This window comes from Amycolatopsis sp. cmx-11-32, from assembly GCF_047608695.1.
Taxonomy (GTDB): Bacteria; Actinomycetota; Actinomycetes; order Mycobacteriales; family Pseudonocardiaceae; genus Amycolatopsis.
Genome location: NZ_JADNQN010000013.1, coordinates 222,724 through 247,902 on the forward strand (window position 1 = coordinate 222,724; position 25,179 = coordinate 247,902).

General features: G+C 69.5%; 30 protein-coding genes. 8 read left to right on the plus strand and 22 right to left on the minus strand.

The window, feature by feature from the left end; all coding sequences use genetic code 11:
- Positions 1-8 precede the first annotated feature (8 nt).
- The 5 genes from ACM6LR_RS31930 to ACM6LR_RS31950 form a co-directional block, all read right to left on the minus strand.
- Entirely contained in the window at positions 9-863 is an 855-nt protein-coding gene (locus ACM6LR_RS31930) for an FAD binding domain-containing protein (RefSeq protein ID WP_414940912.1), read from the minus strand.
- Complete coding sequence (locus ACM6LR_RS31935) at positions 860-3,298, minus strand: xanthine dehydrogenase family protein molybdopterin-binding subunit (protein WP_414940913.1); 2,439 nt, start codon at positions 3,296-3,298, stop codon at positions 860-862. The genes ACM6LR_RS31930 and ACM6LR_RS31935 overlap by 4 nt, the downstream gene beginning before the upstream one ends.
- Positions 3,298-3,828 (minus strand): (2Fe-2S)-binding protein, encoded by a 531-nt coding sequence (locus ACM6LR_RS31940; protein ID WP_414940914.1) that lies wholly within the window; start codon positions 3,826-3,828, stop codon positions 3,298-3,300. The genes ACM6LR_RS31935 and ACM6LR_RS31940 overlap by 1 nt, the downstream gene beginning before the upstream one ends.
- Before the next feature lie 224 nt (positions 3,829-4,052).
- On the minus strand, positions 4,053-4,706 hold the full coding sequence (locus ACM6LR_RS31945; RefSeq protein ID WP_414940915.1) for a TNT domain-containing protein: 654 nt from the start codon (positions 4,704-4,706) through the stop codon (positions 4,053-4,055).
- Between the two features lie 74 nt (positions 4,707-4,780).
- Positions 4,781-5,716 (minus strand): threonine ammonia-lyase, encoded by a 936-nt coding sequence (locus ACM6LR_RS31950; RefSeq protein WP_414940916.1) that lies wholly within the window; start codon positions 5,714-5,716, stop codon positions 4,781-4,783.
- A gap of 70 nt (positions 5,717-5,786) precedes the next feature.
- On the opposite strand from ACM6LR_RS31950, the gene ACM6LR_RS31955 reads away from it, so the two are divergent.
- Positions 5,787-6,266 carry an Lrp/AsnC family transcriptional regulator gene (locus tag ACM6LR_RS31955; RefSeq protein ID WP_414945114.1) on the plus strand — a complete coding sequence of 160 codons (480 nt, stop codon included), beginning with the start codon at positions 5,787-5,789 and terminating at the stop codon, positions 6,264-6,266.
- Here the strand turns inward: ACM6LR_RS31955 and ACM6LR_RS31960 are convergent.
- Genes ACM6LR_RS31960 through ACM6LR_RS31970 form a run of 3 tightly spaced genes read right to left on the minus strand, consistent with a single transcriptional unit; the run spans position 6,244 to position 9,745 of the window.
- The gene (locus tag ACM6LR_RS31960; RefSeq protein ID WP_414940918.1) at positions 6,244-7,356 is read right to left on the minus strand and encodes an XdhC family protein; all 1,113 of its coding nucleotides are present in this window, start codon (positions 7,354-7,356) and stop codon (positions 6,244-6,246) included. The genes ACM6LR_RS31955 and ACM6LR_RS31960 overlap by 23 nt on opposite strands.
- Positions 7,349-8,452: a vWA domain-containing protein gene (locus ACM6LR_RS31965; protein WP_414945115.1), complete on the minus strand. Its 1,104-nt coding sequence runs from the start codon at positions 8,450-8,452 to the stop codon at positions 7,349-7,351. Before ACM6LR_RS31965 ends, ACM6LR_RS31960 begins: the two co-directional genes overlap by 8 nt.
- 27 nt (positions 8,453-8,479) lie before the next feature.
- Positions 8,480-9,745, minus strand: a complete 1,266-nt coding sequence (locus tag ACM6LR_RS31970) for an FAD-dependent oxidoreductase (protein WP_414940920.1) — start codon at positions 9,743-9,745, stop codon at positions 8,480-8,482.
- 93 nt (positions 9,746-9,838) lie between these two features.
- Between ACM6LR_RS31970 and ACM6LR_RS31975 the strand changes: the two genes are divergently transcribed.
- Positions 9,839-10,927, plus strand: a complete 1,089-nt coding sequence (locus ACM6LR_RS31975) for a nucleoside hydrolase (protein WP_414945116.1) — start codon at positions 9,839-9,841, stop codon at positions 10,925-10,927.
- On the opposite strand, the gene ACM6LR_RS31980 is transcribed toward ACM6LR_RS31975, so the two are convergent.
- Positions 10,870-11,442: a TetR/AcrR family transcriptional regulator gene (locus ACM6LR_RS31980; protein ID WP_414940972.1), complete on the minus strand. Its 573-nt coding sequence runs from the start codon at positions 11,440-11,442 to the stop codon at positions 10,870-10,872. The genes ACM6LR_RS31975 and ACM6LR_RS31980 overlap by 58 nt on opposite strands.
- Positions 11,443-11,541: 99 nt before the next feature.
- On the opposite strand from ACM6LR_RS31980, the gene ACM6LR_RS31985 reads away from it, so the two are divergent.
- Positions 11,542-12,561, plus strand: coding sequence for an aldo/keto reductase (locus tag ACM6LR_RS31985; protein WP_414940973.1), 1,020 nt, complete (start codon positions 11,542-11,544; stop codon positions 12,559-12,561).
- 5 nt (positions 12,562-12,566) lie between these two features.
- On the opposite strand, the gene ACM6LR_RS31990 is transcribed toward ACM6LR_RS31985, so the two are convergent.
- From ACM6LR_RS31990 to ACM6LR_RS32040, 11 genes are all read right to left on the minus strand, one after another.
- Positions 12,567-13,439 (minus strand): AAA family ATPase, encoded by an 873-nt coding sequence (locus ACM6LR_RS31990; protein WP_414940922.1) that lies wholly within the window; start codon positions 13,437-13,439, stop codon positions 12,567-12,569.
- A 31-nt stretch (positions 13,440-13,470) separates the two neighbouring features.
- A complete protein-coding gene (locus tag ACM6LR_RS31995) occupies positions 13,471-14,040 on the minus strand; it encodes a nucleotidyltransferase family protein (RefSeq protein ID WP_414945117.1) in 570 nt (189 codons plus the stop codon).
- Positions 14,033-14,839 (minus strand): IclR family transcriptional regulator C-terminal domain-containing protein, encoded by an 807-nt coding sequence (locus ACM6LR_RS32000; protein ID WP_414940924.1) that lies wholly within the window; start codon positions 14,837-14,839, stop codon positions 14,033-14,035. Before ACM6LR_RS32000 ends, ACM6LR_RS31995 begins: the two co-directional genes overlap by 8 nt.
- A gap of 9 nt (positions 14,840-14,848) precedes the next feature.
- Entirely contained in the window at positions 14,849-15,253 is a 405-nt protein-coding gene (gene pcaC, locus ACM6LR_RS32005) for a 4-carboxymuconolactone decarboxylase (RefSeq protein WP_414940925.1), read from the minus strand.
- The gene (pcaD, locus tag ACM6LR_RS32010) at positions 15,250-16,029 is read right to left on the minus strand and encodes a 3-oxoadipate enol-lactonase (RefSeq protein WP_414945118.1); all 780 of its coding nucleotides are present in this window, start codon (positions 16,027-16,029) and stop codon (positions 15,250-15,252) included. The genes pcaC and pcaD overlap by 4 nt, the downstream gene beginning before the upstream one ends.
- Entirely contained in the window at positions 16,022-16,570 is a 549-nt protein-coding gene (pcaG, locus tag ACM6LR_RS32015) for a protocatechuate 3,4-dioxygenase subunit alpha (RefSeq protein ID WP_414945119.1), read from the minus strand. Before pcaG ends, pcaD begins: the two co-directional genes overlap by 8 nt.
- Entirely contained in the window at positions 16,570-17,304 is a 735-nt protein-coding gene (pcaH, locus tag ACM6LR_RS32020; RefSeq protein ID WP_414945120.1) for a protocatechuate 3,4-dioxygenase subunit beta, read from the minus strand. Before pcaH ends, pcaG begins: the two co-directional genes overlap by 1 nt.
- 25 nt (positions 17,305-17,329) lie before the next feature.
- The gene (locus ACM6LR_RS32025; protein WP_414945121.1) at positions 17,330-18,508 is read right to left on the minus strand and encodes a thiolase family protein; all 1,179 of its coding nucleotides are present in this window, start codon (positions 18,506-18,508) and stop codon (positions 17,330-17,332) included.
- Positions 18,505-19,260 (minus strand): CoA-transferase subunit beta, encoded by a 756-nt coding sequence (locus ACM6LR_RS32030; RefSeq protein ID WP_414940930.1) that lies wholly within the window; start codon positions 19,258-19,260, stop codon positions 18,505-18,507. The genes ACM6LR_RS32025 and ACM6LR_RS32030 overlap by 4 nt, the downstream gene beginning before the upstream one ends.
- Positions 19,257-20,066 carry a CoA transferase subunit A gene (locus tag ACM6LR_RS32035; protein ID WP_414940931.1) on the minus strand — a complete coding sequence of 270 codons (810 nt, stop codon included), beginning with the start codon at positions 20,064-20,066 and terminating at the stop codon, positions 19,257-19,259. Before ACM6LR_RS32035 ends, ACM6LR_RS32030 begins: the two co-directional genes overlap by 4 nt.
- Before the next feature lie 466 nt (positions 20,067-20,532).
- Positions 20,533-20,928 carry a hypothetical protein gene (locus tag ACM6LR_RS32040; protein WP_414945122.1) on the minus strand — a complete coding sequence of 132 codons (396 nt, stop codon included), beginning with the start codon at positions 20,926-20,928 and terminating at the stop codon, positions 20,533-20,535.
- A 157-nt stretch (positions 20,929-21,085) separates the two neighbouring features.
- On the opposite strand from ACM6LR_RS32040, the gene ACM6LR_RS32045 reads away from it, so the two are divergent.
- The gene (locus ACM6LR_RS32045) at positions 21,086-22,051 is read left to right on the plus strand and encodes a 2-hydroxyacid dehydrogenase (RefSeq protein ID WP_414945123.1); all 966 of its coding nucleotides are present in this window, start codon (positions 21,086-21,088) and stop codon (positions 22,049-22,051) included.
- On the plus strand, positions 22,048-23,172 hold the full coding sequence (locus ACM6LR_RS32050; protein ID WP_414940934.1) for a glycerate kinase: 1,125 nt from the start codon (positions 22,048-22,050) through the stop codon (positions 23,170-23,172). The genes ACM6LR_RS32045 and ACM6LR_RS32050 overlap by 4 nt, the downstream gene beginning before the upstream one ends.
- 19 nt (positions 23,173-23,191) lie before the next feature.
- On the opposite strand, the gene ACM6LR_RS32055 is transcribed toward ACM6LR_RS32050, so the two are convergent.
- Together ACM6LR_RS32055 and ACM6LR_RS32060 are read right to left on the minus strand one after the other, a co-directional pair.
- Positions 23,192-23,503 carry an iron-sulfur cluster biosynthesis protein gene (locus ACM6LR_RS32055; protein ID WP_414940935.1) on the minus strand — a complete coding sequence of 104 codons (312 nt, stop codon included), beginning with the start codon at positions 23,501-23,503 and terminating at the stop codon, positions 23,192-23,194.
- Positions 23,504-23,581: 78 nt separating this feature from the next.
- Positions 23,582-23,797: a hypothetical protein gene (locus tag ACM6LR_RS32060; RefSeq protein WP_414945124.1), complete on the minus strand. Its 216-nt coding sequence runs from the start codon at positions 23,795-23,797 to the stop codon at positions 23,582-23,584.
- Between the two features lie 170 nt (positions 23,798-23,967).
- Between ACM6LR_RS32060 and ACM6LR_RS32065 the strand changes: the two genes are divergently transcribed.
- The 3 genes from ACM6LR_RS32065 (at position 23,968) to ACM6LR_RS32075 (ending at position 25,158) form a co-directional block, all read left to right on the plus strand.
- Entirely contained in the window at positions 23,968-24,423 is a 456-nt protein-coding gene (locus tag ACM6LR_RS32065; protein ID WP_414945125.1) for a GtrA family protein, read from the plus strand.
- An 85-nt stretch (positions 24,424-24,508) separates the two neighbouring features.
- A complete protein-coding gene (locus tag ACM6LR_RS32070; protein ID WP_414945126.1) occupies positions 24,509-24,859 on the plus strand; it encodes a YidH family protein in 351 nt (116 codons plus the stop codon).
- A complete protein-coding gene (locus ACM6LR_RS32075) occupies positions 24,856-25,158 on the plus strand; it encodes a DUF202 domain-containing protein (RefSeq protein ID WP_414940941.1) in 303 nt (100 codons plus the stop codon). The genes ACM6LR_RS32070 and ACM6LR_RS32075 overlap by 4 nt, the downstream gene beginning before the upstream one ends.
- Positions 25,159-25,179: the final 21 nt, after the last annotated feature.

Sequence of the window (25,179 nt, forward strand, 5' to 3'; positions counted from 1 at the left end):
CCTTCGTGTCAGGAGCCCGCGGCGGCGAGCACCGCCCGGCCGGTCAGCACCCGCGCGAGATGCTGCCGGTATTCGACGTCGGAGTTGCCGTCCGCGGTCGGGTTCGTGCCTTCGGCCGCGTGTTCGGCCGCGCCGCGGATCGCCTCGGCGGTGGCCGCGCAGCCGACCAGCGCCGCCTCGACCCCGGCCGCCCGCACCGGTGTCGAGCCCATGTTGGTGAGCGCGACCCGCGCCTCCTCGATGGTGCCGGCCTCGGTGCGGACGCACGCCGCGACCGCGACCATGGACCACGCCTGCGCGACCCGGTTGAACTTCTCGTAGTGGGCACGCCAGCCGGTGTGTTTCGGCACGCGGACCTCGACCAGGATCTCGTCCTCGGCGAGCGCGGTGGTGAACATGTCCTGGAAGAAGTCCGCCGCGGCGACCGTCCGCCGCCCGCCCGGCCCGGCGACGACGAGTTCGCAGCCGAGTGCGAGCACGGGGGCCGGCAGGTCGCCTGCCGGATCGGCGTGCGCGATGGCGCCGCCGAACGTCCCGCGATGGCGGATCTGCGGATCGGCGACCGTGTCGGTGGCGGCCTTGAGCAGGGTGGCGTGCTCGGCGACCAGCTCGTCCCGCTGGACGTCGTGATGCGTGGTCATCGAGCCGATGACCAGCGCGTCGCCGTCCTCGCGGACACCGCGCAGCTCGCCGACCTTCCCGAGGTCGATCAGCGTGGTCGGCGTGGCGAGCCGCATCCTCAGCACCGGCAACAGGCTCTGCCCGCCTGCCAGCACTTTGGCGTCCTCGCCCGCCTCGGCGAGGGCACTCACCACTTCGTCCACTGTGGACGGAGCGACGTAGTCGAACGGAGCCGGGATCACTGGACACCTCCGGAAGCGTCGATCGAACCGAGGCCGCCGCCGGCTTCGGCACCCAAGCCGCCCTCCGCGGTCGTCCGGTGCTGGATGGCGTGCCAGACCCGCATCGGGGTCAACGGCATCTCGATGTCGTTCACCCCGAAGTGGCGGACGGCGTCGATCACGGCGTTGACCACCGCCGGTGTCGAGGCGATCGTGCCCGCCTCGCCGACTCCCTTTGCGCCCAACGGGTTCGTCGTCGACGGCGTCTCGGTGCGGTCGGTGGTGAAGTGGGGCAGATCCGCCGCCGACGGCAGGAGATAGTCGGCGAACGTCCCGGTAATCAGCGTCCCGCCTTCGTCGTGGACGGCCTCTTCGAACAGCGCCTGCGCGATGCCCTGCGCGAGTCCGCCGTGCACCTGGCCTTCCACGATCAGCGGGTTGACCGCCACGCCGACGTCGTCGACGCAGACGTAGGAGCGCAACCGCACGCGCCCGGTCTCGGTGTCGACCTCGGCCGCGCACAGATGCGTGCCATGCGGGAAGGAGAAGTTCTCCGGATCGAACGTGTCCGCCGAATCCAGCGAGGGTTCGACCCCGTCCGGCAGGTCGTGCGCCGAGAACACGGCCCACGCGATGTCCTGGATGGAGGTCGAGGAATCCGTGCCCTTGACGGAGAACTTGCCCGCCTCGAATTCGAGGTCGTCCTCGGCGCATTCCATCATGTGCGCCGCGATCGGCTTGGCCTTGGCGAGCACCTTGTCCGCCGCCTTGACCACCGCGACCCCGCCGACCACCAGCGACCGGGAACCGTAGGTGTCCATGCCCTTGTGCGAGGACTGGGTGTCGCCGTGGATGACCTCGATGTCCTCGAACGGGACACCGAGTTTGTCGGCGACGATCTGGCTCCACGCCGTCTCGTGGCCCTGGCCGTGCGCGGAGGCGCCGGTGATCACCTCGATCTTGCCGGTGGGCAGCACCCGGATCTCCGCGTGCTCCCAGCCGCCCGCCGCGTAGTCCAGCGAGCCGAGCACCCGCGACGGCGCGAGGCCGCACATTTCGGTGAACGTCGAGATGCCGATGCCGAGCTGGACGGAGTCGCCGGAATCCCGTCGCTCCTTCTGTTCCCGGCGGAGACCGTCGTAGTCGAAGAGTTCCTTGGCCTTGGCGGTGGCGGCCTCGTAGTTGCCCGAGTCGTAGGTCAGCCCGGCCACCGTGGTGAACGGGAACTCCTCGTGCTTGATCCAGTTCTTCTCGCGGAGTTCCATCGGGTCCATGCCCAGTTCGACGGCGAGTTCGTCCATGATCCGCTCGATGCCGAACGTGGCCTCCGGCCGGCCCGCGCCGCGGTACGCGTCGGTGAGTGTGGTGTTGGTGAACACGTTGGTGCAGGCGAAGTGGTACGCCGGGAACTTGTAGATGGCGTTGAACATGAACGCGCCGAGGATCGGCACACCGGGGCCGACGAGGCCGAGGTACGCGCCCATGTCGGCGAGCAGTTCGACCTTGAGGCCGGTCACCGTGCCGTCGCGGTTCGCGGTAATGGTGATGTCCTGGACCTGGTCGCGGCCGTGGTGCGCGGCGACCATGGTCTCCGATCGGGACTCGCTCCACTTGACCGGTTTGCCGAGCCGCCGCGCGATCAGCGTCGACATCATCTCTTCGGGCAGCACGGCGATCTTGCCGCCGAACCCGCCGCCGACGTCCGGCGCGATCACGCGCACCTTGTGCTCGGGCAGGCCTAGCGTGGCCGCGGTCATCGTTTTGAGGATGTGCGGGACCTGGGTGGCCGACCACATGACCAGCTGGCTGCCGGTCGGGTCGACGACGCACGCCCGCGGTTCCATGAAGGCGGGCACGAGCCGTTGCTGGCGGAAGCGCCGCTTCAGGACGACTTCGGAGTTCGCGATCGCGTCCTCGACGTCGGTTCCCGTTCCCGCCCCCGCGGAATCGAAGACCCATACGGCGTTCTGGTTGGTGCCGAGATCTTCGTGCACCAGCGGCGCGCCCTCGGCAAGCGCGTTCTCGAGCCCGAGAACGACCGGCAGTTCGTCATACTCGACGTCGATCGCTTCGAGCGCGTCATGCGCTTCGGCCGAGGTACGGGCGACGACGACCGCGACGCCTTCACCGGCGAAGTTCACTGTGTCCGAAGCGAGGATGGGCCGTCTCGGCGATTTCATGTCCGGGGTGATCGGCCACGCGCACGGCATGCCGATGGCGCTCTCGGGATCAAGGTCCTTCCCGGTGAAGACCGCGACGACACCCTGCGCGGACTTCGCCTCGGTGACGTCGATCGACACGATCTTGGCGTGCGCGAACGGGCTGCGGAGCACCGCGAGGTGCAGCATGCCCGGCAGTGTCAGGTTGTCGGTCCAGCGCGTGCGGCCGGTGATGAGGCGCTCGTCCTCCTTGCGGCGACGGGACTTGCCGACCTCCGGTTCGATCGTGGAGGTCATCACTCACCACCCGCGCCGACACGGGAAGCGGTGTCCGAGGCGAGCCGCTCGGCTTCGGGACCGGCACCGGGCCGCATCTGGTGGGCGGCGTCGCGCACCGCGCGGACGATGTTCTGGTAACCCGTGCAGCGGCACAGGTTGCCTTCGAGCCCTTCCCGGACGGCCTTCTCGTCCGGATCGGGATTGTCTGCGAGCAGATCGATCGACTGCATGATCATGCCGGGTGTGCAGAATCCGCACTGGAGCGCGTGATTCTCGTGGAAGGCCTTCTGCACCGGGTGCAGTTCGCCGTCGCGGGCGAGTCCTTCGATCGTGGTGATTTCGCAGCCGTCGGCCTGGACCGCGAGTACCGAACAGGATTTCACGCTGCGCCCGTCGAGGTGGACGGTGCAGGCCCCGCAGTTGCTGGTGTCGCAACCGACCACGGTGCCTACCTTCCCGACGTGTTCGCGCAGATGGTGCACGAGCAGGGTGCGGGGTTCGACGTCGTCTGTGTAGCTGGTGCCGTCGACGGTGACGGTGACGCGCATCAGGCCTCCAAAAGCAACAGAAACCCCGCGCTGGTCCGGGGTCGTTCGGGAGCGGCCGGTCATCCGGTTGTCATGGACCGACCCCGGGCGGGCCGTGATCGGACTCACAGTCGAGCGTGCTACGTCTGCCCGGCCGGAACAACCCCCACCAGGGGGTGACTCCCGGCCGGGCCCGCAGTTGCGTCGATCTCTACGACTTATTCTCCGCAGGTGCGGTTGCCGGTCTATGCCGATCGTTCGAGGAAACCATTGGCGATCAACCATCCGACGTTGACCGAAGGTGGCGAGCCGGGCAGCAACGCACCGTCCACTTGGTACTGGAATCCCCCACCCGGCTGGGCGAACCAGGCGGCGATCGGACCGGAGTGGACCGCGAACGACTTCGCGACCCGATAGGCGTGATAGTTGCAGCTCGCGCCCGGCGAGGAATCGAGACTCTGCGGCGGGATCGCCCTCGACGCGTACGGAGATCCCTTCGGCGCGAGGAAGGAACCGTACTCACTGCCGTACCTGTCGATCCGCTTGCCCGGTGTCAACGTGATCACGTACTGGATGGGTGTCCCGTCGGGCCGCAGGACGTAGCCGTTCTTCGGCGGATAGCGCCACGACGCGGCCGCTTGGTCGTAGTAGGTGTCGAGGAAACGTTGCTCGGCCAAGGCCCCGGTGCGGCGGTAGCCGATGAGCTGGAAACCGACGGCGCCCAGCACCGGGAGTTTCTCCGGGCCGAGCCGTTTGTCACCGTGGTGATCGGACTCCGAGCATTCGGTGAGCCGTCCGGCTTGGATGGTGCTCGGATGTGCTGTGGCGGTCTGTGTCGTGACCGGGGCGAGGAGCAGGCCGATGGCGGCGAACACCGTCAAGGTGCGTCTCAGCAGCATGCTCCGAGCACACCAGCCGTCGCGTGGGGCGGGCGACGGCTGATCGACTGACGTCGTTGAGCCGACCGGCTGGTTCAGCCCGTCATGCCCAGCACCGACAGATCGGCGTTCGCCCCGGTGACCACGGTGGCGGCGAAGTCGCCCGGGAGGTCGTGCACGGTCAGCGCGGCCAGCCCGGCCGCGCCCGCGGGTTCCGGGACGACGCCGAGGGTTTCCGCGCCCAAGCGCATGGCCGCGCGCAGATCGTCGTCGCTGACCAGCACGAAGTCGTCGACGAGCGACCGCATCCGACGAAGGGACTCCGGCTCCGGGGTCTGGATCGAGATCCCGCCGGCGAACGAGTTCGCCCGGTCGACGGTGATCGATTCACCCGCCCGCCAGCTCCTCTCCATCGCCGGGGCCGACTCGGTCCCGACACCGACGATGCGGACGTCGGGCGAATGCGCCTTGAGCCAGAGCGCGACCCCGGCGATCAGCGCGCCGTCGCCGACCGGGAGGACTACCGTGTCGATCCGGCTCTCCCGCGCCAGTTCCAGGCCGATCGTGCCCGCACCCTCGGAGATCGCGGGCTCGCGGCCGTCGACCACGAAGACGCGATCCGGCGCTTCGGCGGCGAAGGCGGCAGCGGCGGCTTTCGCCTCGCCGTCGACCCGGCGCACCCGGGCGCCCAGTGCCTTCATCCGCCGGAGTTTGATCGGGGAGATGTCGGCGGGGACGAAAACCTCGGCCCGCAGGCCGCGTTTCCTGGCGGCGAAGGCGACGGCCTGCCCGAAGTTGCCGCTCGTGCCGCACACCATCGTGGTGCCCGGCTCCAGCCCGGCGGCGAAGTAGTCCGCGCCGCGGCCCTTGAAGCTGCGCAACGGATTCAGCGTCTCGACCTTCACCAGCACACGACGGCCGAGCCGTTCGTTCAGCTGTTCGTCGCTGTACTGCGGGGAGTTCAGGAAAACGGGATCGATCTTCTTCGCCGCCTCGGCGATGTGGTCCAGCTGCAGGTCGATGTCGGTCATGACGCTCAAACTAGGCGAGAAGCCGATCATGCCGATTGTAAGTTTTCCCGTCCGTGTGCAAAAATCTTGCGTGCCTCTCGACGAGATCGACCACCTGCTGCTCGACCTCGTCCAGGTCGACGCGGCCCGCCCGCTGCACGATCTGGGTGACGCCGTCGGCCTTTCCCCGAGCGCGGTCCAGCGACGGCTGACCCGGCTGCGCGCGGCGGGCGTGATCCGCGCTCAGGTCGCCGTACTCGATCCGGAAGCGCTGAGCGCCGGGATGGCGTCGGTCATCCTGGTCGCGCTGACCGACGACGACGTGGAGCATCACGACGCGTTCCGCGCGCGCATGCTGGCCGAACCGCGAGTCCAGCACTGCTACAGCATCGTCGGGCAGTGGGACTACGTCGTCGTCCTGCTCACGCCGGATCTCAAGGCGAGCCGGTACCTTTCCCGGAAACTGTTCACCGAGCACGTCAAACGGTTCGAGACCCTGCCTGCCTTCGACGTGGTCAAGTCGAGCCAGGCTGTCCCGGTTCCCGGCGTCAGCCGTGGATCCGGCCGGTGAGTTCGGCGAGCCGCGAGCCCGAACCGCTCCACCGCAGCGCGATGATCTCCGCCGCGATCGACACCGCGGTCTCCTCCGGCGTCCGCGCGCCGAGGTCGAGCCCGATCGGCGAGGCCAGCCGTCCGAGTTCCGCCTCGGTGACCCCGGCCTCGCGCAGCCGCGCGAACCGGTCGTCGTGGGTCTTGCGCGAGCCCATCGCGCCGACGTAGCCGACGTCGAGCCGCAACGCGACCTCCAGCAACGGCACGTCGAACTTCGGGTCGTGGGTGAGCACGGCGATCGCGGTCCGGCCGTCGGTCCGGCCCGCCTCGGCTTCGGCGTTCAGGTAGCGATGCGGCCAGTCGACGACGACCTCGTCCGCGTCGGGGAACCGGCTCTTCGTCGCGAACACGGGCCGCGCGTCGCAGACCGTGACCTGGTAGCCGAGGTACGCGCCCATTTTCGCCATCGCGGCGGCGAAGTCGATCGCGCCGAACACCAGCAGCCTCGCGGGCGGCTCGAAGGAGTTGACGAAGACCGTCATCCCTTCGCCGCGGCGCTGCCCGTCCGGCCCGTGGTGCAGCGTGCCGGTGCGGCCCGCCACGAGCATTCCGCGCGCGTCGTCGGCGACGGCGTCGTCCATCCGGGAGGAGCCGAGCGAACCGGCGACACGGTCCGGCCAGACGATCAGGTGCTCGCCGACCAGCCCTTCCCGTTCGTGCTCGATCACCGTCACCACGGCCACCGGCTGTCCACTGTGGACCGATTCGACGACGTCGCCGAGTTCCGGCATCGAGTCGCGGTCGATGTGCTGGACGTAGATGTCGATGATCCCGCCGCAGGTCAGCCCGACCGCGAACGCGTCGTCGTCGGTGACGCCGTAGCGCTGCAACACCGGGGCACGGTCGGCGACCACCTGTCGCGCGAGTGCGTAGACGGCACCCTCGACGCAGCCGCCGGAGACGCTGCCGGTGACCGTGCCGTCCGGCGCGACGAGCATCGCCGCGCCCGGGCTCCGCGGCGCCGACGAGAACGTCGCCACCACCGTGCCGACCCCCACGGTCTCACCGGCCGCCCAGCGGCGGTGCAGTTCGTCCAGTACGTCACGCATCGGCGATCTCCACCAGCAGTCGTTCCAACGTGGCCAAGCTGTGCCCGGCGAGCAGCCGATCGAGGTACGGGAGCGCGGCCACGATGCCGGACTGCACGGGCGCGTAACCTGCCCGCCCCGCGTGCGGATTCACCCAGAATACGACGTGCGCGAGCCGTCGCAGCCTGGCGAGCTGCTCGCCGAGCATCCCGGGGTCGCCCCGCTCCCAGCCGTCGGAGAACACGGTGACCACGGAACGCCTGGCCACGCCGCGTTGTCCCCAGCGGTCGAGGAAGGCCCGCAGGGTCTCGCCGAGCCGGGTCCCGCCCGCGAAATCGGGGACGGCGGCGGCCGCGGCGAGCATCGCGTGCTCGGGATCGCGCAGGCGCAGCTGGCGGGACACCCTGGTGAGCCGGGTACCGAGGGTGAACACCTCGACCCGGCCGGGAGCGCGCCGGGTGACGACGTGCGCGAACCGCAGCAGGGCGTCGGCGTACGGGTCCATCGAGCCGGAGACGTCGATCAGGAAGACGAGACGGCGCGGTTTCGTGCTCCTCCGCCGGTACGCCAGGCGAACGGGCTCGCCGCCTCCGGCCAGCATCGCGCGGAGCGTGCGTGACGGATCGAGAGTGCCCCGCCGGGCGGCGCGGCGGCGCGGCGATGACCGCGGAGGGAGGGCCGGGCGGAGCTTCGCCAGCAGTTCCCGCAGGTGAGCGCGTTCGGCGATGGTCAGTTCGGCGAGGTCGCGGTGTCGCAGGATCTCGTCGTCACTCGCCGCCACGCGGAGCTGGTCGGGCTCCGCGCCGGACTCGCCCTGGCCCGGGGCCTGCGCGAGCGCGGCGATCCTGGCGCGCTTCGGGGGTGCCTCCCGGCCTCGCCGCCGGGGACCGGATTCCGCCTCGGTGAACCAGCTGTCGAACGCCGTGTCGTAGCGCGGGAGGTCGTCGGGGTCGGAGCACAGTGTCAGCCGTCCTGCCCAGTACAGCTGCTCGGAGTCGGCGAGGTCGACCTCGCCGACCGCCGCGAGGTACGCCTGGACTCGGTGTGCGTCGCACGGCAAACCGGCTTCGCGCAAAGCCTCCGCGAAGCCGACGAAACCCGCCAATGGATCGCTCACCCCTCCATTGTGCGCGCGTTTCGTCCTCTAGTTGCGGTAGTTGCGTGTGCAAGTACCGCAACTAGAGGACGAAACGCGGGGTCGGCGGCGGGCGAAGACGGGGGGTTTCTCGCGGAGGGGGCCGATGCCACCCATGAAGGCGCCCAGGCCGGTGAGCAGCGGAAACCGGTCCGAGATCCGGAGAACCAGGGGGATGGTCCGCTCGTTCAGCGTCCCGTCGAGGGCGGGCTCGATGAGCATCTTGTGTTCCCCCAGTTGCTGCTTCTGGGCGAGGGTGACGGCGACGTTCCGGCGGCGTTGCACGCGGCCGAGGTCCCGCGCGGTCAGCGTGCCACTCCGGAGCGGCGCGGCGAGGATCCGCGCGGCCGCCACGGCGTCCTGCACCGCGATGTTGACGCCCATCCCGCCGACCGGCGACATCGCGTGCGCGGCGTCGCCGATGCAGAGCACCCGTTCGGAGTACCAGTGCGGGAGTTTGGACATCCGGACCTTCAGCAGTTTGACGTCGTCCCAATCGCGGATCGCGGCGAGTTCACCCTGTCCCCAGCCGAACAGGGCGCCGATCCGCTCGCGGAACTTCTCGATGCCCTCGGCACGCAGCGCCTCGTCCTGGCCCTTCCTGATCAGGTACGAAGTCTGGTAGTAGTCGCCGCGGTCCATCGTCACGCCGGCGTGGCCGTTCGCGAAACAGCCGAACACCTGGGCTTCCTTACCCGTGTCTTCGAGTTTGGGCACGCGGACCCACCACACGTCCATCGGCACGTCGTACTCGTGCGGCACGAGCCCCGCTTCCGCGCGCACCAGGGAATCCCGGCCATCGCAGCCGACCACCAGCGACGCGGCCAATTCCCGCTCCACCCCGTCGGAATCGAGGTAACGCACCCCGCCGCCCTGGCGCAGTCCGGTGACCTCGGCGCCCATCCGCAGGGTGAACGTCGATTCCTCGGCAGCCGCTTCGGCGAGCAGGTTCAGGAAGTCCCACTGCGGGACCATCGAGATGTACTTGTGCGGCCCGGGAACCCGGCTGAAATCGGCGGCGACGATCGTCTTGTCGCCGATCACCATCCGCATCTTCTCCAGCCGTTTCGACGGGAGTTCCGCAAACCGTTCGCCGAGCCCGAGTTCGTCGAGCAGCGTCAACGTCGGCGGATGCACCGTGTCACCACGGAAATCGCGGAAGAAGTCCTTGTGTTTTTCGAGAACGGTGACCTCGACCCCGGCTCGCGCCAACAGGAGTCCGAGCACCATCCCCGCCGGACCGCCCCCCACCACACAACACTGTGTACGTTCCATAATCGAGTTGTAGCGCGCCCGGCGGGCCGTCGCCAAGCTTTCGGCGCCGAAGAGGACCTAGGTCCTACCGGGAATCCTCGCTACGGTGACGCCATGTTCCCGTCCCGTGCCGTGCTCGCCACCCTGCTCGCCTGCGCCCTCGGCGCGGCCGCCGCCCCGGCCGCCTCGGCGACCCCGCCGCCCGCCCCGGTCCCGGTGGTGTTCGACGGCGACTCCGATTTCGCGGACATCGCGACGCTCGCGTATCTGTGCCAGGCCCACAAACAGCGCCGCGTCGATCTGCGCGCCGTCACCGTCACCAACAACGGCGCGGGAATTCCCGGACGCGCGCTGACCCACGTGCGGACGACACTCGGGAAGTGCGGACTCTCCGGCATTCCGGTCGCGGACGGATCCGACACCGGCGTGAACCCGATGCCCGCCGACAGCCGTGCGTGGACCGAGAGCATCCTCAACGGCGCACTCGGTGACGCGGGGGTTTCGCACCGTCCGTCGCGGGTCCGGGCGTCGGCGCTGCTCGCCGCGACGGTACTCAAGTCGGCGAAGCCAGTCGTTGTGATCGCGACCGGTCCGCTCACGAATGTCGCGAAGGCCATGGCCGTTCCCGGTGTGGCGCAGCGGATTTCACGGCTTTCGGTGATGGGCGGTGCCTTCGACGTCCCCGGCAACGTGTTCGGCCCGGACGCGGGGAAGTTCGACGGAACCCAGGAGGTCAACATGTGGCTCGACCCCGCTTCGGCGGACAAGGTCTTCGCCGGGATCCGCCGCGTCGACATCGTTCCGCTGGATGCCACGAACGACGTCCCCATCACACCGTCCTATGTGGAGCGATTGGGCCGCGAAGCCCGGACCGCGGAGGCGAAGCTGGTGCACTCCATCGTCACCCAGCCCGATCTCGTCCCGTACGTCCAGGACGGGACCGCGTTCTGGTGGGACACGCTCGTCTCGTCCGAGGTGTTCGACGCCGTGAGCCCGGTGAAGCTGCGGCAGGCGAAGGTCGACGTAAGGCAGGACGGCGCCGCGGCGGGCCGTACTTACGTGACGCCGGAGGGAACTTCGCAGAACGTCGGCTACGACGCCGATCCCGTGGCTTACGAGAACGGCTTCCTGAAGATGCTGAACGGTCAGGTCGTGACGCGCAGTCCGGCGATGAGGACCCCGACCATCCGGCGCGCGTCGTAGCGGGGATCGCTGTCGGCGCCGATGCAGAGATTCCCGACGCCTCGCATGACTTCGATCGCCTGCAGATCGGAGCGGATCTCGCCGGATTCGGCCGAGGCGTCGAGCAACGTCGTGCACGCGGGCAGGAGCCTGTCGAGGAAGTAGGCGTGCAACGGCTCGAAGCCGGTGTTGTCCGACTGGAACGCGGCGGCGAGGCCATGTTTGGTGACCAGGAAATCGACGAAGAGGCCGATCCAGCGTCGCAACGCCTCGTACGGGGAATCGCTCGACGCCAGTAGCTCCGGCCCGGCCTCGGCGCAGGCGTCGACCTGGTGCCGGTAGACGGCGATGATGAGATCCGCCCTGGTCGGGAAGTGCCGGTAAATGGTGCCCATCCCGACGCCCGCCTTGGCCGCGATGTCGCGGACCGGCGCCTCGACGCCCGAGGTGACGAAAACGGCGGCGGCCGCGTCGAGCAGGGTCTTCTCGTTGCGCCGGGCGTCCGCGCGTTTGGATTTGGCGCCTTCTTCACTCACCACGCGGCATCCTCCACCATGCTTGCCAAGCGGAACAGTGTTCCATATCGTTAGCGGAGCAACGTTCCGCTTGCTCATCCTGCCATGGAGGACACCGTCATGCAGTACCGCACCTTGGGCCGGACCGGCGTGCAGGTCAGTACCCTCGCGCTCGGCGCGATGAACTTCGGCGCGATCGGGCGCACCACCCAGGACGAGGCCACCGCCATCGTCGACGCCGCCCTCGAAGGCGGGATCAACCTCGTCGACACCGCCGACCTGTACAGCGCCGGCGAGTCGGAGAAAATGGTCGGCAGAGCCATCACCGGACGCCGCGAGGACATCGTGCTTGCCACGAAGGCGACCATGCCGATGGGCGGCGACCGCAACCATCAGGGCGCTTCACGGCGCTGGCTGGTCACCGAACTGGACAACAGCCTGCGCCGCCTCGGCGTCGACCACGTCGACCTCTACCAGATCCACCGCTGGGACCCGAAGACCAGCGACGAGGAGACCCTTTCGGCGCTGACCGATCTCCAGCACGCGGGGAAGATCCGCTACTTCGGTTCGTCGACGTTCCCCGCCTACCGCGTCGTGCGGGCACAGTGGGCCGCCCGCGAACACCGCCTGAGCCGGTACGTCACCGAGCAGCCCAGCTACTCGATCCTGCAGCGCGGCATCGAAACGCATGTGCTGCCCGTGACCGAGGAATACGGGCTGGGCGTGCTGGCGTGGAGCCCGCTCGCCTCGGGCTGGCTTTCGGGCGCGGTCCGCGCGGGGCAGGAGATCACCACCAACCGCTCGAAGGTCCGGCCGCAGCGCTTCGACCTGGCCATCCCGGCGAACCGGGCCCGGCTCGAAGCCGTCGAACGGCTGGCCAAGGTCGCCGACGAGGCCGGTCTGACGCTGATCCAGCTCGCGCTCGGCTTCGTGACCGCGCATCCGGCCGTGACCAGCGCGATCATCGGGCCGCGCACCCTGGAGCACCTGGAATCCCAGCTCGCCGCCGCGGACACGGTGCTGCCGTCCGACGTCCTCGACGCGATCGACGAGATCGTCGCTCCCGGTGTGGACCTCGCCCCGGACGAAAAGATGGATACCCCGCCGTCGCTGCTCGACCCGGCACTACGGCGGCGCTGACCAGGTCAGGTGAGCAGTTTGTCCAGCTTGGCGCGGACCCGGTCGAGGTCTTCGCTGTACTTGAGCACCGCACCGAGCGTCCGCGCCGCCGCCGCGGCGTCCAGTTCGGACACTTCCAGCGCTAGGAGCGCCTGAGCCCAGTCGAGGGATTCCGCCACCCCGGGTGGTTTCAGCAGTTCCATCGCCCGGAGCCGGTGCACCGCGTTCGCGACCTGCGCCGCGAGCCCTTCGCCGAGGTTCGGGATCCTGCGTCGCAGGATCTCGATCTCACGGCCGAGGTCCGGATGTTCGAGCCAGTGGTAAAGACAACGGCGCTTGAGCGCGTCGTGAACTTCCCGGGTCCGGTTCGAGGTCAGCACCACGAGCGGCGGATGCTCGGCGCGCACCTCGCCGAACTCGGGAATGGTGACGGCGTTCTCGTCGAGGAGTTGCAGCAGGAACGCCTCGAACTCGTCGTCGGCGCGGTCGATCTCGTCGACCAGCAGCACGCACGGCGCGATCTGCAACGCCTTCAGCAGTGGCCGGGAGAGCAGGAATCGTTCGGTGTAAAGGGACTGCTCGGCGGCCTCGACGTCGAGGCCGCCGTCACCGGCGGCTTCGAGCGCCCGCAGATGCAGCAACTGGCGGGGGAAGTCCCACTCGTACAACGCCTGGGCGGCGTCGATGCCTTCGTGGCACTGAAGCCGGATGAGTGGCATGCCGAGTGCTTCGGCCAGTCCCAAGGCGAGTGAGGTCTTGCCGGTGCCCGGTTCGCCCTCGCAGAACAACGGGCGGCCGAGCCGCAGGGCAAGGAATCCGGCCGTGGCGATGCCGTCGTCGGCGAGGTAGCCGACCGCTTCGAGGGCTTCGGCCAGTTTCTCCGGCGATTCGACGGTCACTTCCCGATCGTAAGCCTCGGAGAGTGCGAGATCAGCCTGGAAGATCCTCGCGGCGGTCCACGTCGTGCCCGGTGCCGAGGTCGCCGCATTCGACGAGCCGCAGTTCCGGGCGTCCCTTCAGCCAGTCGCGTGCGCCCTTGTCCCCGGACGTGCCCGCCGCGATCTCCGGCCACCAACGGCGGCCGAGCACGACGGGATGGCCGGGGACGCCGTCGTAGGCCGCCCGCGCGACGGTGTCCTCGTCGGCCTTGTCCGCGACCCGGCGCACCACTCCGGCACTGACGCCGGGCAGATCCACGAGATGCACGACGGCGGCTTCCGCGGCAGTGGTTTCCAGTGCCCTCAGGCCCGCGCGCAGTGACGCGCCCAGGCCGGATTCCCAGTCCTCGGCCACGACTGCGGCCTCGGAGTCGGGCAGGAGCGCGCGGACTTCCTCGGCCGAGGCGCCCAGCACCACCCGGACCGGTGCGCAACCGGCGTCGGTGAGCACTCGCAGCGCGCGGACGACGAACGGCTCACCGTCGAGGACGGCCAGTGCCTTCGGCCCGCCGAACCGGCGGCCGGCCCCGGCCGCGAGCAGCAGCCCGGCGGTCTCAGCCATGCCCTGCCTTGGTCGGCGGCGCGGAGGCCAGGTCGGTCTCGATGGCTTTCGCCGCGTTGAGCAGCGACGGCAGCAGTTCCTGCTCGACCGACTCGGGCGTCGTGCGGCTGGCGTGGGTGGAGAGGTTGACCGCGGCCACGACCTTGCCACGCCGGTCCCGGATCGGCGCGGCGATGGAGCGGAGGCCCTCTTCGAGCTCCTGGTCGACCATCGCGTACCCCTGCCGGTAGACCCGCTCGAGTTCGGCGATCAGGTCTTTTCGCCTGGTCAGCGTGCGCGCGGTCAGTTTCTCGAGTTTGGCCGCGTCGAAGTAGCCGTGCAGGTCGTCACCTTCGAGGTCGGCCAGCAGGACGTGCCCCATCGACGTCGCGTGGGCCGGGAAGCGGGTGCCGACGTTGATGCTGACGGTCATGATCCGCGAAACGGCTACGCGCGCGACGTAAACGATGTCCAGGCCTTCGAGCACCGACACCGAACTCGACTCGTGTACCTCGGCGGACAGCCGTTCCAGATGCGGCTGGGCGACCTCGGGCAGCGACAGGCTCGACAGATATGAGTAGCCGAGTTCGAGGACCCGCGCGGTGAGCGAGAAGTATTTGCCGTCCGTGCGCACGTACCCCAGGTCGACGAGGGTGAGCAGGAACCGGCGGGCGGCCGCCCTGGTCAGCCCGGTGGAGCGGGCGACGTCGCTCAGCGTGAGTTCCGCCGCGTCCGCGTTGAACGCCTTGATCACCGCCAGTCCGCGTTCCAGCGACTGGACATGATGCGCTCCGCGCTCGGTCACCTCGCCTTCGTCCATACGAGAACCCTAACCGTCACCCTCTTCCTGAGCGGCAGGCTCACCGAGTTCGGCCAGCACCCGCTGGGCGACGGCGAACGCCGCGTTGGCGGCCGGGGCACCCGCGTAGACGGCGGTGTGCAGCAGGACCTCGGAGATCTCCTGCGCGCTGAGTCCATTGTGGACGGCGGCCCGGACGTGCATGGCGAGTTCGTCGTGTGCGTGCAGCGCGGTGAGCGCGGCCAGGGTGACGCAACTGCGGGTCTTGCGGTCGAGTCCGTCGCGGGACCAGACCGACCCCCACGCGCCCCGGGTGATGTAGTCCTGGAACGGGCGGCTGAACTCGGTGGTGCGGGCCACCGCGCGATCGACGTGCGCGTCGCCGAGGACTTCGCGGCGCACCCGCATCCCGGTCTCATAGGGGTCTTCGCTCATCGGGCCACCTCCAGGTGTTCGAGGATCAGCGCGGTGAACCGCTCCGGCTGTTCGAAGTTCCCCAGATGAGCGGCGCCTTCGACGACCTCGAGCCGCGCGTCCGGTATGCCGCCCGCGATCACTTCGGCGTGCTCGACCGGGGTGGCCGGATCTTCGGCCCCGGCGATGACCAGGGTCCGCGCCGCGATCTTGGGCAGATCGCCGACGAGGTCCATCCGTTCGATGGCCTGGCAGGACGCCGCGTATCCCTCGGCGGGGACACTCGCGATCATCTCGCGCAAGAACCTCGCCTGGTCGGGACGGGCGGCGGCGTAACCGGCGGTCACCCAGCGGCCGACCCCGGCTTCGGCGACGGATCCGGTGCCGTTCTCCCGGACCGCCCTCGCCCTGTCCGCCCACCTCTCCGGCGGCCCAAGTTTCGCGGACGTGCAGCACAGCGTGAGGCTCTCGATCCGGTCCGGCGCGTTCACGCCCAGCCACATCCCGGTCATCCCACCGAGCGAGAGCCCGACGAAATGAGCGCTTCCGACGCCTTGCTCGTCGAGCAGCGCGAGCAGGTCGCCGCCGAGGTCCTCGAGCGCGTACGGCCCGGGCGGGACCGGAGAGGCGCCGTGCCCGCGGGTGTCGTAGCGGATCACCCGGAAACCCTGCTCCACCAAGGGTTTCATCTGCGGTTCCCACATGCGGTGGTCACTGCCGAGCGACCCGCTGAACACCACGACGGGACCGTCCACGGGTCCTTCCGCGATGCTGTGCACCTTCACCGGCTCAGACATCGAAGAACACCGTTTCCCCTCGGCCCTGCAACCGGATGTCGAACCGGTAGCCGTCGCCTGTCTTGGTGGCGATCAGCGTGCTCCGGCGTGCTTCCGGGACCGAGGCGAGCACCGGATCTTCGGAGTTGTCGTTGTCCTCGAAGTAGATCCGGGTGACGACGCGGTGCAGGAGACCGCGCGCGAGCACCGAGACGTCGATATGCGGCGCCTGCGTGCTGCCCGCCGGACCGGGCAGTACGCCGGGCATGATCGTCCGGATCTCGTAGTTCCCGCCCGGATCGGTCGGGCAGCGCCCGAAGCCCCGGAACCCGCTCGCGACGGCTCCGCGCGGGTCGTCGGGGTGGTCGAACCGGCCGTCGGCGTCGGCCTGCCAGGTTTCGATCATCGCGTCCGGGACAGGGTCACCCGCGCCGTCGAGGACCCTGCCGTGGATGCGGATCGCGGCCGGTTCGTCCGCCGGGACGACGTCCGGCCCGTCGGGCCACGGCAGGCCGATGGACAGGTAGGGGCCGACGGTCTGGGAAGGCGTCGTCTCCGGCATCAGTGCTCGTCCTCCTCGTCCTCGAAGACCGACGCCTCGCGGCCACGCACGACGATGTCGAACTGAAAGGCCAGCGCCCACTCGGCTTCGGTGCGGTCGAGGTCGAAGCGCGCGATCATCCGCTGCCGCGCCTTCTCGTCCGGGATGGAGTTGAAGATCGGGTCCTGCGAGAACAGCGGGTCTTCCGGGAAGTACATCTGCGTGACCAGCCGCTGGGTGAACGCGCTGCCGAAGACGGAGAAGTGGATGTGCGCCGGCCGCCAGGCGTTGTCGTGGTTCTTCCACGGGTACGCGCCCGGTTTGACGGTGGTGAAGGTGTAGCGTCCCTCGCCGTCGGTCAGTGTCCGGCCCGCTCCGTCGAAGTTGGGGTCCACCGGCGACGGCCACCGGTCTCCGGTGTGCCGGTACCGGCCACCCGCGTTCGCCTGCCAGATCTCCACGAGCGAATCCCGGATCGGCCACCCGTCGCCGTCGAGCAGCCGTCCGGTGACGATGATCCGCTGTCCCTGCGGCTCGCCCGCGTGCCCCTTGGTGAGGTCGTTGTCGAACTCGCCGATCCGCCCCGGCCCCAGCGCCGGCCCGGTGACCTCGGTCAGCAGGTGCGGGAGCACGATCAGCGGTTCCTGGGGGTGGCGCAGCGCCGTCGACCGATACCCGGCGTAGTCGAGCGGCGGATGCGTTCCCTCCGGGTCGCGCCGGTAGCTCGGGAGCCTCAGTTCTGCGGGTGCGGACATGTCGTGTGCCTCCTCCAGGCGCCGGTCAGTGAGCTTCGAGGACGACGGCCAGCCCCTGGCCGACGCCGATGCAGATGGCCGCCAGCCCCCACCGGCCGCCGGCGCGGCGCAGGTGGTGGGCGAGCGTGCCGAGGATCCGGCCGCCGGAGGCGCCCAGCGGATGCCCGATCGCGATCGCGCCACCGTTCACGTTCACGATTTCCGGGTCGAGCTTCGACCAGTCGCGCAGACAGGCCAGTGATTGCGCGGCGAAGGCCTCGTTCAGTTCCACCGCCGCCAGGTCGTCCCAGCCGATCCCGGCGCGCTCCAAGGCGATCTCGGCCGCGCGGACCGGGCCGATGCCGAAGACGTCGGGATCGACGCCCGCCGCGCCCCGGCCCGCGATCCTGGCCAGCGGCGCCTTTCCCAGCTGCTTCCCGGCGGCCTCGTCACCGAGCAGCAACGCGGACGCGCCGTCGTTCAGCGGCGACGCGTTCGCGGCCGTGACCGTCCCTTGTGGACGGAACACGGGCTTGAGCTTCGCCAGCTTCTCCAAGCTGGAGTCCGGCCGGATGCCTTCGTCACGGGTGAGTTCGACGCCCGCGACCGGGACGACGTGGTCGTCGTAGAACCCCTCGTCCCAGGCGCGGGCGGCGTTGACGTGGCTGCGGACGGCGAACGCGTCCTGCTCGTCGCGGCCGATGCCGTAGCGCTCGGCGAGCTGCTCGGTGGACTCGCCGAGGGAAACCGTCCACTGCTCGGGCATCTTCGGGTTGACCATGCGCCAGCCCAGCGCGGTGGAGTGCAACGTCTGGTTGCCGGCGGGGAAGGCCTTCTCCGGCTTCTGCATGACCAACGGCGAACGGCTCATCGACTCGACCCCGCCCGCGACGGCGAGCGAAGCGTCACCGACCTGGATCGACCGGCTCGCCTGCATGACCGCGTCGAGACCGGAACCGCACAGCCGGTTCACGGTCGCGCCGGGGACGGTCGTCGGCCAGCCCGCCAGCAACGCCGCCATCCGCGCGACGTTGCGGTTGTCCTCGCCCGCGCCGTTGGCGTCGCCGAGCACGACCTCGTCCACGGTGGCCGGGTCGAGGTCGTTGCGCTCACCCAGGGCCCGCAGCACGGTGGCGGCGAGGTCGTCCGGCCGGACCCCGGACAGGGCGCCGCCGTACTTGCCGAACGGGGTACGGATGGCGTCGAACAGGAAGACGTCGGTCATGCGCTCGCCCTTTTGAGGTCTCGGAGGATGCGGAGTTCCGCCTCGGTCGGCGCCGGGGTGGTTCCGGCGTCGCCCGCCACTTTCAGTTTCCACCCTGTCGCCTCGACGACCTGATCGACTTCGATTCCGGGATGCAGTTCGGTGAGCGTGAGCTCGGCGGTCTCCGGGTCGGGCCGCATCAGGCCGAGGTCGGTGACCACCAGCGTCGGCCCGGCGCCGGGGAGCCCGAGCCTCTCGCGGTCGCCCTTGCCGGTGCCGTGGCCGAACGACGTCACGAAGTCGACCTTCTCGACGAACGTGCGGGTGCTCTGCCGCAGCACCACGAACACCTCGCGGCAGGACGCGGCGATCTCCGGTGCCCCGCCCGCCCCTGGCAGCCGCACCTTGGGGTTGGCGTAGTCCGGGCCGATGACGGTGGTGTTGATGTTGCCGAACTTGTCCAGCTGGGCGGCGCCGAGGAAGCCGACGTCGATCCGGCCGGGCTGGAGCCAGTAGTTGAAGACCTCGGGAACGCTGACCACGGCGTCCGCGGTGTCGGCGAGTTCGCCGTCGCCGATGGACAACGGGAGCCGGCTCGGTTTGGCGCCGAGGCAACCGGATTCGTAGATCAGCGTGAGGTTCGGCGCGTGCCCGCGGCGGGCGAGGTTGGCCGCCGTACTGGGCAGGCCGATGCCCACGAAACAGGACATCCCGTCACCGAGCGCGCGAGCGGCGGCGACGCTCATCATCTCGTCGGAGGTGTACTCGGTCATGCCTTCACTCCAGTCAGCTCGTCGAGCCAGCGGGTGAAGCTCTCCCTGTCCCGGCCGATCGCGTCCCATGCCTGGTAGGCGTCGTTGTCCCGTTCGTAGTACCCCGCCGCGTACGACGGCCTCGCGCCGCCGGGAACCTCGGCGACGGCCGTGACCGCCCACGACGGCAGCACGATCGCGCCCGGCCGGGGCTCCAGTGCGTCCACGACCTCCTCGACGGTGACGAGCGATCGCTTCGCCGCCAGCACCGCCTCCTTCTGCACACCCGTGATGCCCCAGATCTGGACGTTGCCGGACCGGTCGGCGCGCTGGGCGTGGACGATCGTCACGTCCGGGTTGAGCGCGGGGACGGCCGCGAGCTGCTCACCGGTGAAGGGACAGGTGATGGGCTTGATCGTGGCCGTCTTGGCGGGGAGATCGGTGCCGGTGTAGCCGCGCAGCACGGCGAACGGCAGCCCCGACGCACCGGCGACGTACCGATTCGCCATGCCCGCGTGGCTGTGTTCCTCTATCTCCAGTGGCACCGGCCACGCGTGCTGGACCGCGTCGCGGAAACGATGCAGCGAGCCCACACCGGGATTGCCGCCCCAGGAAAAGATCAGCTTGCTCGCGCAGCCCGCGCCGATGAGCTGGTCGTAGACGATGTCCGGGGTCATACGGACCAGCGTCAGGCCGGTGCGGCGCTGACGGATGATCTCCTGGCCCGCGGCTACGGGGATGAGGTGCGTGAAGCCCTCGAGCGCGACAGTGTCCCCGTCGCGCACCAGCCGTGCCACGGCCTCCTTCAACGACAGCAGCTCCGCCATCCCCACTCCCGGCTTGTTCGTATCGCGCACACATGTTCTTCATATGAACATAGCACAGCGGAGCCAGTCGGGCACTCCTTCTTTGAGCCGGCTGCGTGAAGGTGCCGGTCGCGACACTTGCCCGCTTGAAGTACGTGAAGGCCCCCTTCCTACGCCTAGCGCCAGGGCCTCGGCAAAGGTGAGGTCTTGCCGGTCAGGCGGCTGTGCCCCCATTCCTCCATCGTCGCGCGATCACACCGGTCGCGAAGCTTGATCAACAGAGGTTCAGAGACATGCCCCCTCCGGCACACGCCCGAGTGGGAAAATTCCGGACGTTGAACGCCCCAAATCCTCCCCGCTCGGCCTTGCGGGCGCCAGCGATGCCAAGCCCGGACTCCCGCCAGCAGCTCTGTTGCGGACACCAATCACCCCCACCGACACGGCATGAAGGCCTCCTTGAGGGACCCAGAGTCCCTCAAGGAGGCCTTCACAGACCACAGGACCTGCCGTGGTCGTACACCGTCATCCCGACCCGGCGGTCCTTGAGCCTGGGAACGTTCGCGTCCTTGACGATGCCGGTGACCACGGCGACCGGGCCGCCGACCACCAGGCAGTCGACGATCCCCTGGAAGTAGCCGGAGAAGCCCTCGCCGACGTGGCTCACCCGGAACGTCCCGCGACTGTTCGGATAGAGGCCGTGGGCGTCGAAGGCGAACCGGACGTCGTCGCCACCCTTCCGCAGCATCTTGGCGCTGCCGACCAGACTCGGTTCGGCCGGCTTCCCGCCGCCCTCCTCCGCACCCGACGCCGGACTGGCGGCGGCGAGAGTCGCGGCGAGGACCATCGCGGCACCGACGGCCGCCAGTGCTCGTGATCGTTTCATTTTCACCCCTGGTATCCCCTGGTCGCGGAACTTTTCCGCACTTACCACGGTCCCGGGAGGCCCGACGGTGAAGACTCCCCCGCACAGGGGAAGCGCCTCCCTCATCACGGGGATTCTCACGGTTGGGATACCAACTGCCGCACACTAGGCTGAGGAAGTGACCTCGACGACCGCGGTGACCCGGTGGATTCCCGACGAAGCGCTGAAAGTGCTCGCCGAAGCCGGGGAGGTGAAACTGTCGCGCGCCGACCGGCCGTTGACGCCGGAAGAGTTCCGCGAGTTCGTCAAAGGCGCCTCCGCGGTCGTCGGCATGCTGCACGACCGGATAGACGGCGTGGTCGCCGACGCGGCCGGGCCGGGACTGAAGGTCGTGGCGAACGTGGCCGTCGGCTACGACAACATCGACGTCCCGGCGCTGGCCGAACGCGGGATCACCGTCACCAACACCCCCGGCGTACTCACCGACGCCACCGCGGATCTGGCGTTCGGGCTGATCCTCGCGGTCACGCGACGCCTCGGCGAGGGCGAACGGGTGATCCGCTCGCGCACTCCGTGGTCGTTCCACCTTGGTTTCCTGCTCGGTTCCGGACTGCAGGACAAGACGCTCGGAATCGTCGGGCTCGGCCAGATCGGGCAGGCGGTCGCGCGGCGGGCACTCGGGTTCGGCATGCGGATTGTCTACACAGGACGGTCGCGGGCCGCCGAAGACGTCGAGAAGACCTTGGGCGCGAAGTACGTGTCCCGCAACGAACTGCTGGAAAGCTCCGATGTCGTTTCCCTGCACTGCCCCCTGACGCCGGAGACCCGGCACCTCATCGACGCGGGCGCGCTGAAGTCGATGAGGCCGGGCGCGTACCTGATCAACACCACGCGCGGTCGGGTCGTCCACGAGGCGGCGCTGGCGGACGCGCTCGAAGCAGGCGAGATCGCCGGAGCGGGGCTCGACGTGTTCGAGGCCGAACCCGAGGTCGAGCCACGCCTGCTCGCCCGCGAAAACGTCGTCTTGACGCCCCACCTCGGATCGGCGACGGTCGAGACCCGTACCGCCATGGCCGTGCTCGCGGCCGAAAACGTCGCGTCGGTGCTCACCGGCGGAAACCCGCTGACGGAGGTTCGTCCATGACTCGTGTGGTCATCGCGCCCGACAAGTTCAAGGGAAGCCTGACCGCGGTCGAGGCCGCGGAGGCGATCGCCCACGGCGTCCGCGACGCACTGCCCGAGGCCGAGGTTTCCTCCTGTCCGGTCGCCGACGGCGGCGAGGGAACGCTCGACGTCCTCGTCGCGGCGGGTGGCCGCCTCGTGGAACTCCCGGTCCGGGGGCCGCTCGAGGACACCGTCGACGCCCGCTACGTGCTGCTCGACGGGACGGCCTACATCGAGTCGGCCCGCGCGTGCGGAATCGAGTTCGTGGAGCCGAGCCCGGAAGTGGCGCTGGCCGCGCACACCTGGGGCGTCGGCGAACTCCTCGCGCACGCGCTCGACAACGGCGCGCGGCGGCTGGTGCTGACCGTCGGCGGAACCGCGAGCACCGACGGCGGCGCCGGGATGCTGGCGGCGCTGGGCGCCGGGGTGTTCGACGCGTTCGGCGCACCCGTCGGACTCGGTGGCGGCACGCTGAGCCGCGTCGCCTCGGCCGAACTCGGCCCGGCACGCGAACGGCTCGGGGACGTGACGGTCGCCGTCGCCACGGACGTGACGAACCCGCTGCTCGGATCGCGTGGCGCGGCCGCGATCTTCGGTCCCCAGAAGGGTGCGGGCCCGCACGAGATCGAGCGGCTGGACGAGTCCTTGGCCCGCTGGGCGCAAGCGTTGCGGAACGCCGGGACTCCCGACGTTTCCGACATCCCCGGAGCGGGAGCGGGCGGCGGGGTCGCCGCCGGTGCGATCGCGGGACTCGGCGCGACGGTCGAATCGGGCTTCCAGCTCATCGCCGGGCTCACCGGGGTCGCCGACGCCATCGAACGCGCCGACCTCGTCATCACCGGTGAGGGCTCACTGGACGAGCAGAGTCTCGACGGCAAGGCCCCGGCCGGCATCGCGGCCCGCGCGCGGGAGCACGCGGTGCCACTGATGGTGCTTGCCGGGCGGATTCAGCTGGACGAGAGCCAGCTCGCCGGCCTCGGAGTCGTGGGCAGCGCCGCCCTGATCGACCACGCGCCTTCGCTCGACCACGCGCGTGCGCACGCCGCAGAGCTTCTGCGCGAGCGGGCCGGCGAACTGGTCCGTGCCTGGTCCCGGATTTGAAAGCCTGAACTCGCCGGGCTCAGCTGCCGGACTGGGGCTGAGCCTGCGGGAGTACGGCGAAGGCGACTTCGCCGGTCTCGTCCTGCTGAACGTCGAGCACCTTGTCGTCGAGCAATGCGGCCGCTTCGGGTTCCAAGTACACCTTCGGGCCGCCGTCGGCGCCGACCACCTTGTCGCCGCTCTCCGGCTCGGGGGCGACGGAAACCGCGAGCTGGGGACTGTCTCCCTGCTGGGAATGCATCGCGAACCGCAGCCCGCCTCCGTCTTGCCCGTCTTCCTGCCCGGTCAGTGCGGTGATCGCCTCAGCGGCGGCTTCGGTGACTGTAAGCATCTCTGCCTTTCCTTCGGCGCGTCTTGCACTGGCGGACCACGCCAGGGGTCGCGGCATGGCCTGCCACCTGGGTGAAGATCATTTTTCGCCCACGTCCGGCTCCTCTTCGGCCAGCCGCATGGCGTGGGATTCCCCTTCGCGGACCTCCGCGGGCGTGGTCCCGAACTGGTCGGCCCCACTCCAGTGTTCAGGCGGCTCAACGCCTTCCTCGAGTGGATCGACACTGAGTTCGTCCTCGTCGAGCGCCTCACTGGGAGGCAACGTTTCCGGCTCTGCGGTCTCGCGGTCACTCATCGGCCGCTCCCTCCTCATCGGACGTCGGCCGGGTCGTGCTGTATTCGCCCGGCCCCTGTGGCCTACCCGATGACTTCGGCGGCCAAACGACGGCACTGTCGCCGGGATCACAGGCCCCAGCGGGTTTACTGGCTTCACAAGTTTGTGAAACGAGGAGTAGCGTCGTCGTCATGACCACCACCAGGTGGGCGCCAGGACACCGGATCATCCGGCGCGCGCCGGAACGGCACCACGAACTCGGCCACCATGCCGCTTGGTACGTCGTCGCCGGTGTCGTCGCAACCGGCCTGCAGGCGGTGCTCTTCCTCCTCCTGCAACCGGTCCTCGGACCTCAGGTGGCCAACCTGGTCGCGCTCGCGGTCACGACCGTCGGGAACACCGAGTTCCACCGCCAGGTCACCTTCGCCACCCGGAAGAGTCATGCGGGCAAGCGGCACTTCCAGGACCTGGTGACGTTCGCCTTTTACGCCGCGTACGGTTCGATCGTGCTCGCGTCCCTCGATGCGGTGATCACCGAGCCGACCGCGTTGGAGCAAACGGGTGCCCTGCTCGCGGCCAGCGTCGTAGGCGGCATCGCGCGCTTCGCGGTCCTTCGCTGGTGGGTCTTCGCGCGCCGGAATGCGTAGGCGCTACTCGGCCGCATCCGCCCGTGCCGTCAGGAACCGCCTGGGCGCGAGCAGACTTACTCCGGCAGCGCCTACTGTTCGTCGCGTGGCAGAGACCAACGGACCGCACGAAGGCGGTTCGGAACCCGACTACCGATTCACGCTCGCCAACGAACGGACCTTCCTCGCCTGGCTTCGGACGGCGCTGGGCCTGCTCGCCGGCGGCGTCGCCGTGCACCAGCTGGTCCCCGACCCGACCGCGCTGAGCACCGTCCTCGCGAGTCTCTGCGTCGTACTGGCCGCCGTGCTCGCGGCGAGCGCGTATCCGCGCTGGCGGCGAGTGCAGTCGGCGATGCGTGCGGGGCGGCCGCTACCGAAGAGCGGGATGCTGGTCTTACTGACGGCCGGGATCTTCGCGATCACCCTGACCGCCGCGGCACTGATGGTCCTCTCGTGAGTTCGGGCAATCACGGAGCGCAAGCGGAACGGACGGGACTGGCCTGGCGCCGGACCGCGCTCGCGGCTACTGCCTGCACACTCCTGCTCCTGCACCTGGCCGCCCGGCGAGGCTGGGGGACGACGGTCATCCCGGTCGTGTTCGCAGGCGCCATGGTGATCACTTTGGTCGTCATCGGTTCGCTTCGTGAACGGGTACTGCGCAGGGCGGAAACCCCGAAACCTCTTAACCCCGCCTTCGCCGTCACCGCGTCTGCACTCGTCGTAGCGACGGCGGCCGCTTTGATCGCGGTGCGCTAAAGGCCGCACACATCCTGCGAT

Coding starts and splice junctions, on each gene's coding strand:
- ACM6LR_RS31995 (WP_414945117.1), bottom strand. CDS start 14,040: ATGGCTGAGACCGCCGGGCTGCTGCTCGCGGCCGGGGCCGGCCGCCGG.
- ACM6LR_RS31960 (WP_414940918.1), bottom strand. CDS start 7,356: ATGCGTGACGTACTGGACGAACTGCACCGCCGCTGGGCGGCCGGTGAG.
- ACM6LR_RS31970 (WP_414940920.1), bottom strand. CDS start 9,745: ATGGAACGTACACAGTGTTGTGTGGTGGGGGGCGGTCCGGCGGGGATG.
- pcaG (WP_414945119.1), bottom strand. CDS start 16,570: ATGCCGGAGACGACGCCTTCCCAGACCGTCGGCCCCTACCTGTCCATC.
- pcaC (WP_414940925.1), bottom strand. CDS start 15,253: ATGAGCGAAGACCCCTATGAGACCGGGATGCGGGTGCGCCGCGAAGTC.
- ACM6LR_RS32050 (WP_414940934.1), top strand. CDS start 22,048: ATGACTCGTGTGGTCATCGCGCCCGACAAGTTCAAGGGAAGCCTGACC.
- ACM6LR_RS31935 (WP_414940913.1), bottom strand. CDS start 3,298: ATGACCTCCACGATCGAACCGGAGGTCGGCAAGTCCCGTCGCCGCAAG.
- ACM6LR_RS32025 (WP_414945121.1), bottom strand. CDS start 18,508: ATGACCGACGTCTTCCTGTTCGACGCCATCCGTACCCCGTTCGGCAAG.
- ACM6LR_RS31945 (WP_414940915.1), bottom strand. CDS start 4,706: ATGCTGCTGAGACGCACCTTGACGGTGTTCGCCGCCATCGGCCTGCTC.
- ACM6LR_RS31975 (WP_414945116.1), top strand. CDS start 9,839: ATGTTCCCGTCCCGTGCCGTGCTCGCCACCCTGCTCGCCTGCGCCCTC.
- ACM6LR_RS31940 (WP_414940914.1), bottom strand. CDS start 3,828: ATGCGCGTCACCGTCACCGTCGACGGCACCAGCTACACAGACGACGTC.
- ACM6LR_RS32035 (WP_414940931.1), bottom strand. CDS start 20,066: ATGGCGGAGCTGCTGTCGTTGAAGGAGGCCGTGGCACGGCTGGTGCGC.
- ACM6LR_RS32030 (WP_414940930.1), bottom strand. CDS start 19,260: ATGACCGAGTACACCTCCGACGAGATGATGAGCGTCGCCGCCGCTCGC.
- ACM6LR_RS32040 (WP_414945122.1), bottom strand. CDS start 20,928: ATGAAACGATCACGAGCACTGGCGGCCGTCGGTGCCGCGATGGTCCTC.
- ACM6LR_RS32060 (WP_414945124.1), bottom strand. CDS start 23,797: ATGAGTGACCGCGAGACCGCAGAGCCGGAAACGTTGCCTCCCAGTGAG.
- ACM6LR_RS32065 (WP_414945125.1), top strand. CDS start 23,968: ATGACCACCACCAGGTGGGCGCCAGGACACCGGATCATCCGGCGCGCG.
- ACM6LR_RS31985 (WP_414940973.1), top strand. CDS start 11,542: ATGCAGTACCGCACCTTGGGCCGGACCGGCGTGCAGGTCAGTACCCTC.
- ACM6LR_RS32000 (WP_414940924.1), bottom strand. CDS start 14,839: ATGGACGAAGGCGAGGTGACCGAGCGCGGAGCGCATCATGTCCAGTCG.
- ACM6LR_RS32055 (WP_414940935.1), bottom strand. CDS start 23,503: ATGCTTACAGTCACCGAAGCCGCCGCTGAGGCGATCACCGCACTGACC.
- ACM6LR_RS31950 (WP_414940916.1), bottom strand. CDS start 5,716: ATGACCGACATCGACCTGCAGCTGGACCACATCGCCGAGGCGGCGAAG.
- pcaD (WP_414945118.1), bottom strand. CDS start 16,029: ATGTCTGAGCCGGTGAAGGTGCACAGCATCGCGGAAGGACCCGTGGAC.
- pcaH (WP_414945120.1), bottom strand. CDS start 17,304: ATGTCCGCACCCGCAGAACTGAGGCTCCCGAGCTACCGGCGCGACCCG.